The 16,442-nt window shown below is 72.5% G+C and carries 15 protein-coding genes; 8 read left to right on the forward strand and 7 right to left on the reverse strand.

The window, feature by feature from the left end; genetic code table 11:
* Window positions 1–71: 71 nt before the first annotated feature.
* The 5 genes from IR155_RS11325 to IR155_RS11345 all read right to left on the reverse strand — a co-directional run bounded on the left by IR155_RS11325 (window position 72) and on the right by IR155_RS11345 (window position 6,568).
* The gene (locus IR155_RS11325) at window positions 72–2,072 is read right to left on the reverse strand and encodes a glycosyl hydrolase (protein WP_135114930.1); all 2,001 of its coding nucleotides are present in this window, start codon (window positions 2,070–2,072) and stop codon (window positions 72–74) included.
* Window positions 2,072–2,803 carry an HlyD family efflux transporter periplasmic adaptor subunit gene (locus tag IR155_RS11330; protein WP_135114931.1) on the reverse strand — a complete coding sequence of 244 codons (732 nt, stop codon included), beginning with the start codon at window positions 2,801–2,803 and terminating at the stop codon, window positions 2,072–2,074. The genes IR155_RS11325 and IR155_RS11330 overlap by 1 nt, the downstream gene beginning before the upstream one ends.
* Window positions 2,800–4,521 carry a glycosyltransferase gene (locus tag IR155_RS11335; protein WP_228067068.1) on the reverse strand — a complete coding sequence of 574 codons (1,722 nt, stop codon included), beginning with the start codon at window positions 4,519–4,521 and terminating at the stop codon, window positions 2,800–2,802. Before IR155_RS11335 ends, IR155_RS11330 begins: the two co-directional genes overlap by 4 nt.
* A gap of 184 nt (window positions 4,522–4,705) precedes the next feature.
* Entirely contained in the window at window positions 4,706–5,953 is a 1,248-nt protein-coding gene (locus IR155_RS11340; RefSeq protein ID WP_233441188.1) for an MFS transporter, read from the reverse strand.
* Window positions 5,954–5,986: 33 nt separating this feature from the next.
* A complete protein-coding gene (locus IR155_RS11345; protein WP_135114933.1) occupies window positions 5,987–6,568 on the reverse strand; it encodes a TetR/AcrR family transcriptional regulator in 582 nt (193 codons plus the stop codon).
* 185 nt (window positions 6,569–6,753) lie between these two features.
* On the opposite strand from IR155_RS11345, the gene IR155_RS11350 reads away from it, so the two are divergent.
* Entirely contained in the window at window positions 6,754–7,773 is a 1,020-nt protein-coding gene (locus IR155_RS11350) for an MFS transporter (protein ID WP_135114934.1), read from the forward strand.
* Window positions 7,689–8,288 carry an MFS transporter gene (locus tag IR155_RS11355; protein ID WP_135114935.1) on the forward strand — a complete coding sequence of 200 codons (600 nt, stop codon included), beginning with the start codon at window positions 7,689–7,691 and terminating at the stop codon, window positions 8,286–8,288. The genes IR155_RS11350 and IR155_RS11355 overlap by 85 nt, the downstream gene beginning before the upstream one ends.
* Window positions 8,289–8,472: 184 nt before the next feature.
* On the opposite strand, the gene purU is transcribed toward IR155_RS11355, so the two are convergent.
* Window positions 8,473–9,345, reverse strand: a complete 873-nt coding sequence (purU, locus tag IR155_RS11360; protein WP_135114936.1) for a formyltetrahydrofolate deformylase — start codon at window positions 9,343–9,345, stop codon at window positions 8,473–8,475.
* A gap of 185 nt (window positions 9,346–9,530) precedes the next feature.
* On the opposite strand from purU, the gene IR155_RS11365 reads away from it, so the two are divergent.
* The 6 genes from IR155_RS11365 to pcaC all read left to right on the forward strand — a co-directional run bounded on the left by IR155_RS11365 (window position 9,531) and on the right by pcaC (window position 14,581).
* On the forward strand, window positions 9,531–10,334 hold the full coding sequence (locus IR155_RS11365) for an IclR family transcriptional regulator (protein WP_135114937.1): 804 nt from the start codon (window positions 9,531–9,533) through the stop codon (window positions 10,332–10,334).
* A gap of 124 nt (window positions 10,335–10,458) precedes the next feature.
* Window positions 10,459–11,280, forward strand: a complete 822-nt coding sequence (gene pcaH, locus IR155_RS11370) for a protocatechuate 3,4-dioxygenase subunit beta (protein ID WP_135114938.1) — start codon at window positions 10,459–10,461, stop codon at window positions 11,278–11,280.
* The gene (pcaG, locus tag IR155_RS11375) at window positions 11,280–11,840 is read left to right on the forward strand and encodes a protocatechuate 3,4-dioxygenase subunit alpha (protein ID WP_135114939.1); all 561 of its coding nucleotides are present in this window, start codon (window positions 11,280–11,282) and stop codon (window positions 11,838–11,840) included. Before pcaH ends, pcaG begins: the two co-directional genes overlap by 1 nt.
* Window positions 11,830–13,410 (forward strand): lyase family protein, encoded by a 1,581-nt coding sequence (locus tag IR155_RS11380; protein WP_228067070.1) that lies wholly within the window; start codon window positions 11,830–11,832, stop codon window positions 13,408–13,410. Before pcaG ends, IR155_RS11380 begins: the two co-directional genes overlap by 11 nt.
* Window positions 13,407–14,180, forward strand: a complete 774-nt coding sequence (locus IR155_RS11385; protein ID WP_135114940.1) for an alpha/beta fold hydrolase — start codon at window positions 13,407–13,409, stop codon at window positions 14,178–14,180. Before IR155_RS11380 ends, IR155_RS11385 begins: the two co-directional genes overlap by 4 nt.
* Window positions 14,177–14,581: a 4-carboxymuconolactone decarboxylase gene (pcaC, locus tag IR155_RS11390; protein ID WP_135114941.1), complete on the forward strand. Its 405-nt coding sequence runs from the start codon at window positions 14,177–14,179 to the stop codon at window positions 14,579–14,581. Before IR155_RS11385 ends, pcaC begins: the two co-directional genes overlap by 4 nt.
* 275 nt (window positions 14,582–14,856) lie before the next feature.
* Here pcaC and cydC read toward each other — a convergent pair.
* On the reverse strand, window positions 14,857–16,442 hold a 1,586-nt coding region (gene cydC, locus IR155_RS11395; protein ID WP_135114942.1), incomplete at its 5' end, for a thiol reductant ABC exporter subunit CydC.

The following is a 16,442-nucleotide window of genomic DNA, read 5'->3' on the forward strand; positions in this document are numbered from 1 at the left end:
GCGCTTCGTTGCGCAGACGCGACGTTACCTATGGCGATAGGGAATGTCCATAGGTGACGACGGATTCCCGGTCAGTCGCGCCCGATGGCGGCGAGCCACGCCATCGCGACGGATGCGGCCAGGCCGTCGTCGAGGTCGGCCGGATCCCATTCGCGCACCAGAGCGGCCGCCCGCGCCCGCTCCTCGTCGCCCGCGAGCGCCGAATACAGCAGCACGTACTCGCCGAGCTCGCCGGAGAACGCCGCCTCGCCGCCGGCCGCCGCGACGTTCGCCGCCACACGCTCGGGATCCTGCCCGAGGTACTGCAGCCCGACCGGGCCGACGGGCAGCAGCTGGATGCCGAGGATGGCCGAGGGCTCGGGGCTGAACCACGTCGCGTAGTCGCGCTTTCCGCCCCAGGTGAGCGACACGATGCCGTGCGCGTAGGGCGCCGGGAGGCCATCCGGCTCGAGCCAGAGGGAGCGGGCGGCGTGCGCCTCGGCCGACAGCAGCCACTCGGCCCGCGCGCGCAGGGCGTCGTCGCCGCGGACGGCCGCCCACAGGGCGAGGCCGTTCCAGGCGGCGACGGCCTCGGAGGACGACTCCTGGTTGTTGCCGTCGGCGAACGGGGCCGTGCCGGATGCCCACGAGTGCCCGCGGTAGGCGTCGAACGTCCGCAGGGCGGGAAGCGCATCCTGTGCCCCTCCCGCGATGTCGGCGGCGAGGGCATCCATCGCGGGGGTCAGCCGCTCGAGCGCGCCGGGCCTCGCCTCCGCGAGCGCCGTCGCGGCGAACAGGAAGTAGCCGTAGTGGAAGTGGTGGTCGTTGCCCTCCTCCGAGCCGAAGGACGGTGCCCGGCCGACCACCAGGTGCAGCCGATCGTCGTAGGCGAGGCAGCGCTCCGCGCGCAGAACGCAGCCATCCGGGTCCGTCCAGGGGCCGAGCTCGCGCTCGAGCAGCGCCGTAGCCTCGTCCTCGAGCGGCCGGTCGCCGAGGGAGCGGGCGAGCAGCAGCAGCGACGCCAGGCGGGCGAGCCCCTTCCCGCCGAAGTACGTGTCGGCGGCCGTGGGGAGCGTCGCCGCGAGATCCTCCGCCAGCTGGGCGCGGATGCCCTCCAGGTCGGCCGAGTCCGGGAGGTCGAAGCCCGCGGCGGGGCGCATGCGCGGCACGCCCCACGAGAGGGTCGTCGCCCGGCAGGCCGCCGCCGCGCCGAAGGCCGTCTCGTACGCCCCGCTCGTGCAGCCGTCGTCGGATCCGCTCCCCGGGAACGGCACGACGATCGTGCGGTCGGTGCCCTCGTACGTCAGCCGGGTGAGGGCCGCCTCGTCGGTGAGCGCGTACTCCGTCTCGACGCCGGTGACGGGGTCGCCGATCGCCGCGGCCCAGTCCTCGGGGGCGGCCCCGTGTGGCACCGGCCACCATTGCGCGGTGGAGCCCGCGGCGATCGTCACGGTGCCGCCGTCGACGCCGGCCCCGGGGGCGGTGAGGCCGTAGACGACGTCGTCGGCGGCGGTCGTCCACAGGTCGTCGCCGTACGCGGTCAGCGGCTTGTCGATGCCGAGCGCCGTCTCGCGCGCGGCGGTGAAGGCGACGACGGGCCATCCCTCCGCGAGGGTGAGGTCGCCGATCGCGCCGTCGTCGTCCGAGAGCCGGATCGTCACGGACACCTCGTCGTAGCGCACCACCTCGGCCCCGGTCGCGCCGGCGTCGACGGTGATTCCGCCGTCGAAGGGCGCGAGGATCGCGTCCGCCGAGGCGACGACCTCCGGCAGGTCGAACGCGAAGCCCGAGTCGGTGAGGCGGAAGGCGAGGGGATACGGATGGACCGTCTGCGGCTCGGCGCCGAACACAAGCCCCGAGAACCACCGGTTCGTCGGCGGCAGCAGGCCGTCGGCCAGTCGCGAGGGTGCGACGTCCGAGATCCTCTGCACCGGCAACTCGGGGGCGTGCCCGATCGCGTCCGGGGTGGCCCAGTCGGCCGTCGCCGGCCCGTCCTCGGGGTCCGCGGCGACCGGACCCCCTCCGACGCAGGCGCAGAGGGCCAGCAGAGGCAGCAGCGCCGCCGCGGCGGTCGCGCGGCGGGGCGTGCGCATCAGAGCCCGATCCGTCGCAGCAGGTCTTCGACCGCGACGACCACGCCGGACAGCGGGCCGTCGTCCCGCAGCGTGACGGTGACCGAGAGCGGGGTTCCGGGCTGACGCAGGCCCGTGGCGGGCCCGTCCCCGAGCGCGGCGCTGACGACCTGCACCTTCGTGAGCGCCTGGCCGTCGAGGGTGGCGACGTCGATGTGGGTGACGGTGCCCGGCATTGTGGTCTGATCGGGCAGCCGGATCTCCGCGGGGCTTCCCGCGGCGATGCGCGCGTAGTCGCGCGGTGTCAGCACGAACGAGGCCTCGACGCGCAGCGAGTTGGCGCGGTGGATCACCGCCAGCAGGCCACCGGCCTGGGCGTAGCCGCCCTGCGCGACGCCGACGTCGGCGACGATGCCGTCGACGCTCGCCACAACGGTCGACACCCCCTCGGGCGTGACGCGCTCCGAGCCGGTGGTGCCGGCGACGATCCCCGTGGCCACGTCGCGCTGAAGCTGCAGGCTCTGCACGTCGAACAGCGCGTCGCCTGCGCGCACGACGTCGCCCTCCTGCACGTGCTCCTTCACGACGAGACCGCCGTAGTCGGTGCCCACGGGATACTCCTGTGCGATGATCGTCGCGGTGGTGCTCACGGCGCTCTGCTGGCGCTGCGTGAAGACGTACGTGCACGCGGCGACGATCGCCAGCGTGACGATCAGGCCCAGCAGCAGCCGGAGTCGGTTGGCCCAGGTCATGTCCTGCCTCCCAGCGCTCGCCGCCTGGCTCTGATGTCGGCGCGGCTCAGTCTCCGGGCGTCGACCGGGGGCGCGGCCGCCAGCGGCGCGCCCGCCCCGACCCGCAGCGGGGAGTTCGCGGGCGCCACCGAGGCGGCCGCGGGGCGCACGGGCTCCGGTGCCGGCGGGCGCGCGATCACGGTCAGCGGCGCGGATTCGGTCTCGGCCTCGATCGCGACGACGCCGGTGCGCCGGATGCCGGCGCGCGCCTCGTGCCAGGCGGTCGCGATGAACGCCGCGAGGATGACCGTGTTGGTCGCGTTCCAGGCGGTCGCGAGGGTGGGAGTGCCGTTGTCGATGTCGCGCCAGATGCCCACCAGCGTCGTGAGCGCGAGGAAGACAAGGAAGAGCGTCTGCGGGATGATGAAGTTGAAGGGCGAGCGGGTCGTCGACCGCCCGGTGACGTGCCATCCCTCGTCGCGTCCGGCGATCACGTTGACGAGCGCCTTCGTGTAGATCGGGAACGACACGGTCGCGAGGGTGAGCGTCTCCCACCGGAAGGATCCGACCGCGAACCACGCGAGTCCGATCTGCAGCACGTAGAAGCCGGCGTAGTAGAGCAGCCACGTCAGCACCGTGATGTCGAGGTGCATCGGGCGCAGCTCGAAGTAGATCTCGAGCGGCGGCACCACCAGCAGCAGGAGCGGACAGATGCCCGTGAGGTAGAACGTCGCCGTGACGAAGTACTGGATCCGCTGATCCACCGTGAGGCGCCGGCGTGGGCTCAGCGGGTTGTGCTGAAACAGGATCTCGAAGCCGCCGGTCGCCCAGCGCAGCTGCTGTCTGCTGTAGGCCTCGATCGTCTCGGGCGCCTCGCCGATCGCGAGCACGTCCCGAAGGAACACCGAGCGCCAGCCGCGCTCATGCAGCAGGATCGAGGTCCACACGTCCTCCGACTTGGAGTCGGTGTGCATCCCGCCGATTTCGTCGATCGCGGTGCGCCGGAACACCACGTTCGTGCCCACGCACATCGCCGCGTTGAAGCGATTCCGTCCGGGTTGGATGAAGCGGTAGAAGACCGTCTGCATGTAGGCCGCGCCCCGGGCGATGACCGTGTGGAGGTTGCCATAGGCCTGCGGCGTCTGCACGAAGGCGACCGACTCGTCGGCGAAGAACGGCAGCGTCTCGAACAGGAACTGCCGCGACGGCACGAAGTCGGCGTCGAAGATGACGAAGAAGTCGCCCTTCGCGAGGGACAGGGCGTGGTTGATGTTCCCCGCCTTCGCGCCGGTCGAGGTCAGGCGGCGCACGTACCAGGCCCCGGTCTCGGCGGCCATCGCGCGCACCTCATCCGAGTGGCCGTCGTCGAGCACCCACGTGCGGTGCCTGCCCCGCAGCGCGACCGCCGCGGTCACCGTTCGCCGCACGGTGTCGAGGTCCTCGCCGTAGACCGTCACGAAGACGTCGACGAGCACCTCCTTCCCGTGCAGCCGGATGGTGTCGTCGCCCCGGGACTCGCGCGTCAGCAGCCGGCCCTGCGCCACGTGGTACGCGAAGTCGCGCGGATCCCCGCCGCCGGCGAGGATCGTCCACATCGACAGCAGCGCGTGGCAGATGAGGATCGTCTCGGCCGCGATCACGAGGATGTACGGGATCCAGTCGCCGCGGTGACGGGGATCGAGCAGGAAGCCCGCATACGCCACGATGCCGATCGTGGCGATCACCACGAGGAGCGTCATTGCCGAGCTCGAATGACCGGGCCGCCGCCGCCGGGAGGCGAACTCGATCGGCGCATCGCGTCGCATGGCACCTCCGGGGGATGGGATGGCACCCGGCGGCGACGGCGGGTCTCGAGGTGTCAGAGCCACCGGCCGCGATCCTGATACACGCGCGGCCCAGGTATGTGACGGGGCCGCTGCGCTCTCAGCGGTCGAGCACGTAGCGGTCGCGGCCGACCAGCAGGCCGAGCAGCACCTGGGCGACGAGCAGCAGGCCGCTGAACGCGAGGGGCGCGACCCAGCCGCCGACGGCGGTGTGCAGCAGGCCGAACACGATCGGAGGGAACGCCGCGAACGCGTAGCCCACCGACTGTCCCATTCCCGACAGGGCCGATGCCGTGTGGTGGTCGCGGGCCCGCGAGGCCATGAGCGTCAGCGACATGGCGAGCGAGGATCCGCTGGTGAGTCCCGCGAGCATCCCCCACCACAGGATGCCGCCGGGGGCCAGGATCATCCCCGCGACCGCGACGAGGGCGAGCGCCGGCAGCAGGGCCGGCACCCAGCGCTCCAGGCGCCCCCGCAGCGCCGCGGGCAGCGCGAGGGAGCTGATCACGCCCGTCAGCTGGAACATCATGGTGTCCACGCCCGCCTGCGCCTCGCCCCGGCCGTACGAGATCGCCATCGGTGCGATCCACGTCAGCAGCACGTAGAACAGCGACGCCTGCACTCCGAAGTACGCGCCCACCTGCCACGCCACGCTGTCGCCCCAGACGCTGGGTCCGCGGGAGGCTCCGGCCGCGCGGCGCTCGCCGCGACCGTGCCCCGACCGCCGGTGGTGGATCATCCAGAGCACGGCCGCGACAGGCAGCGTCGCGCACACGGCGATCAGGGCGATCCGCCAGCCCCACGGCGAGCCGCCGGTCTCGACGTGCGAGATCGGAACGACGAGGCCGGACCCGAGCGCGCCGCAGCCCGCGAGCAGTGCCGTGTAGATCGCGGTGACCAGAGGCACGCGCGTGCCGAACGACTGCTTCACGACCGCCGGAAGCAGCACGTTCGCGGCCGCGAGCGCCACGCCGATGACGGCCGTGCCGATCCAGAGCGTCGCGACCGGCCAGCCCTCGGCGGACACGAAGGGCAACGACCGGATGACCGTGCCCGCCGTGAGCAGGACGAGCGAGACGGTCAGCACCCGGTTGATGCCCCACCGCTGCGCTGCGGTGTGCGCGAGCGGCGAGCACAGCGCCCAGGCGACGAGCGGCACCGAGGTCAGCGCGCTGAGCGTGGCGAGGGGCGCCCCCGTGTCGGCCGTCAGCTGCTCGAGCAGCGGGCCGATCCCGGTGATCGTCGCGCGCATGTTGACCGCGATCAGGCAGAGCGTCAGCAGCAGGAAGCCGAGCGAGACGCGGCGCTCGGTGCGCTCCTCGGTCACGGTCCGCGCGTCATCGCCCACGAGCCGCGACTCTATCGTGCGGTCTGGGGTGCGTCAGCGCGTGCGGAGGCCGTCGAGCGCGAGGCCGGTGACGCGGGCGCGCTGCGCCTCGTCCGCGTAGGCGACCCCGGCGACACCCGAGATCAGCCGGATGACGTCCTCGATCGAGACGTCGTCGCGGACGATCCCCGCATCCTGCGCGCGGACGAGCAGGGGAGCGCCGGCGTTGTACATCGCGCCGCGGCAGCTGATGAGCGCATCCGTCTCGCGGTTGAGGCTCGTGATCAGGGCTTTCTTCGTGCCGATGAAGCCGATGAAGTGCTGCACCCACTGCTCGATCGCCGACCACGGCTCGAGCCCGGCGACGTCGTCGGCCGCGGCGACGAGCTTCTCGACCTCGGCCACGTAGACGGCCTCGATCAGCGCGTCGCGCGTGGGGAAGTTGCGGTAGAGCGTTCCGATGCCGACGCCCGCGCGCCGCGCGATGTCCTCGAGCGAGGCGCCGGGGCCGTGCTCGGCGAACGCGTCCCGTCCGGCGCTGAGGAGCGCATCGAAGTTCCGCCGCGCGTCCGCGCGCTGCGGGCGCTGTACACCGGTCCAGGCGGGAAGCGGGGCGTCCTCGGTCTGAATCGACATCTCCCCTCCTTCCGGTCCGTGGGGTGCGTCTCCGACGCGTCGACAGATATCGACAGTAGCGGCTTGCAAACCGGAGGCACCCTCCGGTAACGTAACCGGAGGAATCCTCCGAACGGAGCCTTCCTCCATTTTAGCCCCGATCCTGAGGTTCTCACACCCCTCTGCTCAGAACGGACGGCACCTTCATGCGCACCCCTGTCACTCGCACTCCGCGCCGCAAGAGCGCACCCGCGCCGCTGCGCGCTCCGCTCGCGATCCGCCGCGTCGCCCGCCGCCGCGCGGCCGAACCCCGCACGACAACGCCCCGCCAGGCGCTCACCGCGCTCGGCGTCTCCATCGGCTCCTTCGCGTCGCTCCAGTCGCTGCTCGTCCCGGTCCTGCCGATCATGCAGACCGATCTCCGCACCGACGCCGTCGGCGTCACCTGGGCCCTCACCACCTGGCTCATCGTCGCCGCGGTGGCCACTCCGCTGCTGGGTCGCGCGGGCGACCTGTACGGAAAGCGCCGCATCTTCCTCGTCGCCCTCGCGGGCGTCGCCGTCGGAAGCATCGTCGCCGCCCTCGCCCCGAACCTCGGCACGCTGCTCGTCGGACGCGCGCTCCAGGGAATCGGCGGCGCGATGTTCCCGCTCGGCTTCGGGCTCGTGCGCGACGTCCTGCCTCGCGAGCGCGTCGCGGGTGGAATCGGCATCCTGTCGGCCCTGCTCGCGGTCGGCTCCGGTATCGGCACGGTGTTCGCCGGACCCCTCGCGACCGCCATCGGCTGGCGCGGGCTGTTCATCGTGCCGCTCGCCGGCGTGACGATCGGCGCGATCCTCGTGCTGCGCGGGGTGCCCGCCGCCGACCGCGTCGGGGTCGGACGGATCAACGTGCCCTCCGCGATCCTGCTGTCCGGCTGGCTCGTCGCGCTGCTGCTGCCGCTCAGCACCGGCTCGGCCTGGGGCTGGGGGTCGCCGCTGGTGATCGGCCTGTTCGCCCTGGCGGCCGTGCTGCTCGCCGCCTGGATCACCGTCGAACTGCGCGCCGCCGAGCCGCTCGTGGACGTCCGGATGATGCGTCTGCCGGGCGTCTGGAACGCGAACGTGGCCGCGATCCTCGTCGGCGCGGCGATGTTCGGCGTGTGGGCTTCTTCGCCCGGTTCATCCAGGAGCCGGTCTCGACCGGCTACGGCTTCGGCGGCACGGTCACCACCGCCGGCCTCGTGATGCTGCCGATGCTCGTGCTGATGGCCCTGGCGGGCTTCCTGACCGGACCGCTCACGCGCATCCTGTCGCTGCGCGCGCAGCTCGTCGCCGGCACGGCGCTCATCTCGCTGGCCACCGCGGGCATCGCGCTGCTCCACGGCAGCCTGGTGCTGCTCACCGTGGAGGCCGCGGTGTTCGGCCTGGGCCTCGGTGTCACGTTCGCCGCGCTGACGAACCTCGTGATCGGCAGCGTCCCGGCGCACCAGACCGGGGTCGCCGGTGGCATGAACACTAACCTGCGGACGATCGGCTCGGCCGTGGGCACGGCGCTCACGACCGCGATCATCACCGGATCGGCCGGGACCGCCGGCGGTCAGCCCAGCGAGCAGGGCTACACCACCGGCTTCCTGGTGCTGGCGGTGCTCGCCGCGGTCGCCGCCGTCATCGCGCTGATGTCGCGCCCGGCCGCGGCCCCCGCGACCGAGGTGCTCATCGAGACGCCGCTCGCGGAGGCGGAGCTGCAGCCCGCGCGCTGATCCGGTGCAGGCCGCCGGGACGCTTGGACCGTTTCGACTCGCTGGCGCTCGCTCAACGACCGGGTGGGGGGTGACACCTCACCGGTCGTTGAGCGGAGTGAGCTTGCGAACGCAGTCGAAACGGGGTGAGCGGTGAGCGCCAGCGAACGCAGTCGAAGCCGTCGCGCGAGCCTGCGAGCCGCCCCTAGAAGACGATCGTGTGGTTGCCGCTGCGGATCACGCGGTCCTGCGCGTGCCAGAGCACGGCGCGCGAGAGCACCGCGCGCTCGACGTCGGCGCCGCGGCGGCGCAGCTCGGGGGTGCTGTCGGCGTGCGTGACGCGCACGACATCCTGCTCGATGATCGGGCCCTCATCCAGGTCCTCGGTCACGTAGTGAGCGGTCGCCCCGATCAGCTTCACGCCCCGGTCCTTCGCCTTCTGGTACGGGTTGGCGCCGATGAAGGCCGGCAGGAACGAGTGGTGGATGTTGATGACCGGCACGCCGACCTTCTGCAGGAAATCGCCCGACAGGATCTGCATGTAACGGGCGAGCACAACGAAGTCGACGTCGGCCTCGGCGAGGTGGCGCAGGATCTGTGCCTCCGACTCGCTCTTATCCTGGCCCTTCTGCGACGGCACGTGGACGAACGGAACGCCGAATGCGGCGACGTCCTCGGCCGTGTGGGTGTGGTTCGAGATGACGAGCGGGATCTCCACGGGCAGCGACCCGCGACGGTGGCGCCAGAGCAGATCGAGCAGGCAGTGGTCCTCGATCGAGGCGAGGATCGCCATCCGCTTCGGGATGGACACGTCGCGCAGGATCCAGGTCATCCCGAGCGGCTCGAGGGTGCTCGCCAGGTCGGCCTCGAGCTCGCCGAGGCTCTCGCCGAGGCCCTCGCGGTGGAAGACGACGCGCTGGAAGAAGTCGCCGCCGATCGGGTCGGTGGAGTGCTGGTCGAGCGAGACGATGTTGCCGCCGTGGCGGGCGAGCAGGGCCGTCACGGCCGCGACGATCCCCTCCTTGTCGGGCCCGGAGACGATCAGGCAGGCGTGGTCGGTGAAGCCGTCGATCCGCATCCGTCGATCGTAGCCGGATGGCCCCGCGATCCCTGTTCTGACGCGGATCGGCGGCATTCCGGCGGCGTCCCGAGGGACTGCGGGCGGCGGTCCGGAGTCCCGCACACCGAGATACCGGCTTGCGGGGCAAGTGCCAAACGTCAACCCCCTGCTGGGATCGGATGGGCCCTGGCTACGGTTACTCCATGTCGACCGTCACGATTACTGACACCATTCAGATCGCGCCGACGGCTGTCGATGCCGACGGGATGCTCGCGCGAACCATGCGGATCCTGAGCTGCTTCACCGCGGACGAGCCGGAGCTCTCCGCCTCGCGCCTCGGTGCGCTGACCGGGCTGTCCTCCTCGACGCTGCACCGGATCCTGGCGCAGATGCTGGAGCTCGGTCTGCTCTCGCGCACCCCCGGGCGCCGCTACGCCGTGGGCGCTCGCCTGTGGGAGCTCGGCGAGCTGTCGCCGCTCTCGCTGCGTCTGCGCGAGACCGCGCTGCCGTACATGTCGCGGCTGTACGAGGCGACGGGCGAGAACGTGCACCTCGCCGTGCTGGATGCGCCGGCGCCCGAGCGGGCGACGGCGCTGTACGTCGGGCGCCTCACGGGACGCTCGTCGATCCCGACGCTGAGCAGGATGGGCGGCCGCCAGCCGCTTCACACCACGGGCGTGGGAAAGGCGCTGCTCGCCACGCAGACCGGCGACTGGCTCGACAGGTTCCTGTCGCAGCCGCTGGAGCGCGAGACCATGCACTCCATCACCGAGCCCGAGGCGGTGCGCGCCGAGGTCGACCGCGCCCGCGCTCGGGGCTATGCGACGACGCGCGAGGAGATGACCCTCGGCAACGTCTCGGTCGCCGCGCCGGTCGGCTCGGTGGCCGGCCTGCCTCCCACGGCGCTGGGTGTGGTGACGCGGATCGACGGGGCCGACACCCGTCGCCTCGGAGCCCTCGTGACGCAGACGGCGGCCGACCTCGGCCGGGCGCTGCGCGCCTTCTGACGGCTTTCGGACACTCTCACCTTGTGGGAGAAACCGACCCGAGAGTCCCACTGAATGGGAATCGCACGAAAGGGCATTCCTGCCCGATGTCACCCTGAGACGACCTCTCGTCGAAGGAGACGTCATGACCGACACCGCCTCCGAGGCGGCCGCGCCCGAGTCGCTTCTGCGCTCGGCCGACTTCCCGCCCCAGGCCCAGATCACCCGCGAGATCCAGGACCTTCACGCGCAGTACGGGCAGCGCGTCGCCGACGGCGAGACCCTGCCCAGGACGATCCGCGATTTCGCTCCCTACCGGTCGAGCATCCTGCGCCATCCCACGAAGAACCCGAAGCTCGTCGACCCCGAGACGATCGAGCTGTACTCCCCGGCGTTCGGCCAGCGCGACGTCGCGGCCATCGAGTCCGACCTCACGCTCCAGCACTCGGGCGAGCCGCAGGGCGAGCGGATGACGATCTCCGGCCGCCTCCTCGACAGCTGGGGACGCCCCATCCGCAACCAGCTCATCGAGATCTGGCAGGCGAATGCGGCGGGACGCTACATCCATCAGCGCGATCAGCACCCGGCCCCGCTCGACCCGAACTTCACCGGCGCCGGTCGCACCATCACGAACGACGCCGGCGAGTACCACTTCACGACGATCAAGCCTGGCGCGTACCCGTGGAAGAACCACATCAACGCGTGGCGGCCCGCCCACATCCACTTCTCGGTCTTCGGCTCGGGCTTCACGCAGCGCATCATCACGCAGATGTACTTCCCGGGAGATCCGCTGTTCCCGCTCGATCCGATCTACAACACGATCCGGGATCAGAAGGACCGCGAGCGGATGATCGCGGCGTACGACCACGACCTGACGGTGCCCGAGTTCTCCATGGGCTACCGCTGGGACATCGTCGTCGACGGTCCGGATGCCACCTGGTTCGAGCCGGAAGAGGGAGAGCACTGATGCCGCGCGGTGAGAAGGTCCTGGACCCCACGGCCGGCCAGACCGTCGGCCCGTTCTTCGCATTCGGCCTCGAGTACGAGCGGATGAACGAGGTCGCGTTCCCGCACAGCCCCGGCGCGATCGTCCTGTCGGGCACCGTGTACGACGGGGCCGGCGCCCCCATCCCCGACGCCGTGATCGAGATCTTCGGCGCCGACGTCGACGGGTCGATCCCGGATGCACGCGGCTCGCTGAAGCGCGACGGCTTCTCGTTCACCGGCTTCGGCCGCACGATGACGACCGACGACGGGCGCTACCACTTCTGGACGCGCAACCCCGGGCCGATCGGCGGCAGGGCGCCGTTCATCGCCGCCGTCGTGTTCGCCCGCGGCCTTCCCGACAAGCTGCACACCCGCATCTACCTTCCCGAACACGACGAACTTCGCGCCGCGGATCCGTTCCTCTCCGGGCTGAGCGAGGCGGAGCGCGCGTCGCTCACCGCCACGCGCACCTCCGACGGGTACCTTCGCCACGACATCCACCTGCAAGGTGAGAAGGAGACCGTGTTCCTTGAGTTCTGACGTGCCCGCCGCCGGCGACCTCGATCTGGGGCTTCTCTCGCCGGTGACAGCCGGACACGAGGGACCCATCATGGACGCCGCGGTGCTCGCTGCGCTGGTGACCGCCGAGGTCGCGCTGATCGAGGCGTACGGCGCCGTCGGGGGCCTCGACCACGCGCCCGACCGCGCCGCGCTGCTCGACCAGGCGCGCGGGCTGCGTACGGCTTCGACGGAGATGCCGGCTTCGCCGGATCCGGATCGCGGATCCGCTCCGGAGAGCGCGGCATCTCCGGAGAACGCGGCGCTGGTGCGGGCGCTCGCGCTCGCCGCGGTGGCCGGCGGCAACCCGGTCATCCCGCTCGTGACGCACCTGCGCCGCATCGCGGGGCCGCTCGCGAAGCCGTGGGTTCACCGCGGCGCGACGAGCCAGGACATCCTCGACACCGCGCTGATGATCGTCGCGAAGGATGCCGCGGGCCACGTGCTCGCGGGGCTCGACGCCACGGCCGATGCGCTCGAGCGGTTCGCGCGCGAGCACCGCGACGAGGTCGCCGCGGCCCGCACCCTCACGCAGCACGCCGTGCCGACCACCACGGGCCTGCGCGCGGCCAACTGGCTGCGGGGCATCCGTCGCGCCCGCGGGCGCCTCGCCGGCGCGCGCGACTCCCTTCCCGCGCAGCTCGGCGGTGCCGGCGGCACGCTCGCGTCCTTCGTCGAGATCCTCGGCCCCGACCGCGCGGCGAGCCTGCCCGGCGCGTTCGCCGACGCGACGGGCCTCGCCGCGCCGGACGCGCCGTGGCACACATCCCGCTGGCCCGTCACCGAGCTCGGCGACGCACTCGTGCAGGCGCTGGATGCGCTCGGCGTGCTCGCCGCGGACGTCGCCACCCTGTCGCGCACCGAGATCGGCGAGCTCGCGGAGTCATCCGGCGGCGGATCCTCGGCGATGCCGCACAAGCAGAATCCCGCCCGCTCGGTGCTGATCCGCTCGGCCGCGATCCGCGCCCCGCACCTCGGCGCCGCGCTGCACACCGCCGCGGCGCTCGCCGTCGACGAGCGCCCCGACGGCGCCTGGCACGCCGAGTGGCCGACGCTGCGCGAACTGCTGCGCCTCGCCCTGGGCGCTGCGGCGCACGCGGCTGACCTCGCCGACGGCCTGCACGCCGATTCGAGCGCGATCGCCCGCAACCTCGCGTCGACCCGCGGTCTGGTCATCTCGGAGCGGCTCTCGATCGTCCTCGGGCCGATCCTCGGCGCCGAGCGCGTCGCCGACATCGTCCGGAGCGCCGCCCTCGGCGGCGACCTGGCGCTGCTCGTCCACAGCGCGCTCGACGACGCGAACACCGCCCTGCCCACGGGGCTCGACGAACTGCTCGACCCCGCGGCGTACACGGGCCTGGCCGCCCGTCTCGTCGACGGCGACCTCGGCGACCCGCCGCACGTCGAGGTCGTCGATCCGACCGCCCCGGTGTCGCACGACGTTCCGGGGCCGTACGATCCGTTCGACGACGGCTCGCGCCTGCCCCCGCCCCGGCCGCGCGGGTTCGATCCGTTCGCCGACCACTTCAGCTCGGGAGAGGAAGACACGTGACAACGCCGACGCTTGCGTTCACGGCCCCGGTCGGGCCCGACGGCGCGCCCCTTCTCGTCCTCGGTCCCTCCCTCGGCACCTCGACCATTCTGTGGGAGGACGTCGTCCCCCACCTCGCCGACAGCTTCCGGGTGGTGACCTGGGACCTCCCGGGCCACGGCGCCGCGAAGCCGGCGACGGAGCCGTTCACGATCGGCGAGCTCGCCGACGCGCTCGCCGCGGGCATCCGCGACCTCGGTGCACCCGCCCTCTACGCCGGCGTCTCGCTCGGCGGCGCGACGGGTCTCGAGCTGCTGCTGCGGCATCCGGATGTCGTCTCGGCCGCCGCGATCGTGTGCGCCTCGCCGAAGTTCGGCGAGCCCGAGATGTGGGCCGAGCGCGCCGCGCAGGTGCGCACGCAGGGGACCGCGTCGCTGGTCGTCGGATCCGCCCAGCGCTGGTTCGCGCCCGGATCGATCGAGCGGCGCCCGGTGCTCACCGGCCGCCTGCTCCACGCGCTGCGCGACGCCGACGACGCGAGCTACGCGCTGAGCTGCGATGCGCTCGCCGCCTACGACGTGACGGCCCGGCTGGGCGAGATCGCGACTCCCGTGCTCGCGGTCTACGGCGAGCACGACGGCGTCTCGCCCGAGGAGCACGCACGGACGATCGCCGACGGAGTCCGCGACGGCAGGATGGCGCGGATCGACGGGGCTTCGCACCTCGCGCCCGCCGAGTACCCCGACGAGGTCGCCGCGGTGCTCGGCGACTTCTTCCGGAGCGCGCGATGACCAGGCCCGCCGGATCCGGTCTGTCGGATGAGGAGCGCTACGACCAGGGGATGGCCGTGCGCCGCGAGGTGCTCTCGGACGCGCACGTCGACCGCGCCACCGCGAACCAGACCGAGCTGACGGCCGACTTCCAGGACTTCATCACGCGCGTCGCGTGGGGCGATGTCTGGTCGCGTCCCGGCCTCGACCGCCGATCGCGTTCGGTCGCGGTGCTGTCGTCGCTCATCGCGCACGGGCACCACGAGGAGCTCGCGATGCACCTGCGCGCGGCCCTGCGCAACGGCCTCACCGTGGACGAGATCCGCGAGGTCATCCTGCAGTCGGCGATCTACTCGGGCGTCCCCGCCGCGAACACGGCCTTCCGCATCGCGACCGAGGTCTTCGGCGACGACCAGGCCTGACCCTTCCCCGCTCGTTCGCTGAGCGACGAGCGAAGCCCCACCTCCGGTCGTTGAGCGACGAGCGTCGACCCACCATTGTTCGTTGAGCGACGAGCGAAGCGAGGAGTCGAAACGCGCCGGGCGTCGCCTCGCGTCGGACAAGTGCGTTGTCTGGGCGTTTCGACTCGCTTCGCTCGCTCAACGAGCGAGGGGGTGACGAGCGTCGACCCACCATTGTTCGTTGAGCGACGAGCGAAGCGAGGAGTCGAAACGCGCCGGGCGTCGCACGGTAGGAGTCAGCGCAGCGCGAGCACGCGGTCGCCGGGGCGCCGGTCGTCGGCGCGGTGCGAGACGAGCAGCACGACGCGGTCGGTCGTGGCGCGGCGGATGTCGGCCATCATCGCGGCGGCGGTCGGCGCGTCGAGGTGCGCCGTCGGCTCGTCGAGCAGGATGACCTGAGCCCGCGTCAGCAGGGCACGCGCGACCGCGAGGCGCTGGCGCTCGCCACCGGACAGCGCCGACCCGCCCGCGCCGACGCGGGTGTCGAGCCCGCGCGGGAGGGTGCGCAGCAGCGGGCCGAGGCCGACGCGTTCCAGCACCTCGGTCATCTCCGCGTCGGAGGGGCGGTCGGTGCGCGGGCGGGCCAGCAGCAGGTTGCCGCGCAGCGTCGAGTCGAACACGTACGCGTCCTGCGGGCACCACGCGATGCGGGTGCGCCAGGCCGCGGCGTCGAGTTCGGTGAGCGGGACGCCGTCGACGCGGACGGATCCGCTCGCCGCCGGCAGCGCGCCCATCACGATCGAGAGCAGGGTCGACTTGCCGGATCCGCTCGGCCCCTCGACCACCAGCCACTCGCCGGCGCGCGCGACGCCGTCGAGCCCGGCGAACACGTCCGTCTCCCCATGCCGGGCCGCGAGGCCGTCCAGTGCGAGCTCGCGGATCGGGCCTGCCGGCACCGCCGTGCCCGAGACCGCGACGGGCGGCTCCTCGAGCAGGGGAGCGATCCGGCTCCGCACGGCGCCGAGCGCCGGCAGGCGGTGCGCGGCGGCGACGAGGTCGGCCAGCGGCTCGAGGGCGGCCAACGCGAGCAGCGCGATGACGCACGCGAGCTCGGCGGGAGATCCCCCGGACAGCAGCGGTGTCGTGACGGCGAGCAGCGTGGTGGCGAGCACGACGACGGCCGTCCCCAGGCCGGCACCCCACGAGACACGGCGCTCCGCGCGGGCGAGGCGCGCATCGGCGTCGGCGAGCACGGCCAGCGCGCGGTCGGCGACCCCGTTCGCGCGCAGGTCATCGGCCGCGGAGCTCAGGGCGGCCGTACCGCGCACCAGCGCCGAGCGCTGGGTGATCCTCGTCCGCTGGGCGCTGCGTGCGGCGCCGATCGCGAGGGCCGCGCCGATCCCCGCGGCGGCGACGAGGGTCGCGAGCACCGGCACAACGAGCTGCGGAAGGACGAAGGCCGTGGTGATCGTCACGCCGACGATCGACAGCACGCCGACGACGAGCGGCGGGATCACGCGCGGCAGCAGGTCGCGCAGCTCGTCGGCGAGCACAACGAGGTAGTCGACGGGCGATCCGCCCTCGAGCAGGCGGCGCGACCCGGCCCCGCGCGCGGCGATCGCGTGCCACAGTCGCAGACGCAGCGCGTCGACCATCCGGAACGCGGCCTCGTGGGTGAACAGCCGCTCGGCATACCGCGCGATCGACCGCCCGATGCCGAAGAACCGCACGCCGACGATCGCGACGAGCAGGTACATGATGTACTCCTCGACGCTCGCGCGCACGATCAGCCAGCCGGACACCGCGCTGAGGGAGAGCCCGAGCCCCACCGCGAGGAACGCGAGCAGGATGCCGATGAGCCAGGGGGCCGTGGGGGTGGGGG

The sequence above is a fragment of the Microbacterium paludicola genome (assembly GCF_015235415.1).
Classification (GTDB): Bacteria; Actinomycetota; Actinomycetes; order Actinomycetales; family Microbacteriaceae; genus Microbacterium; species Microbacterium paludicola.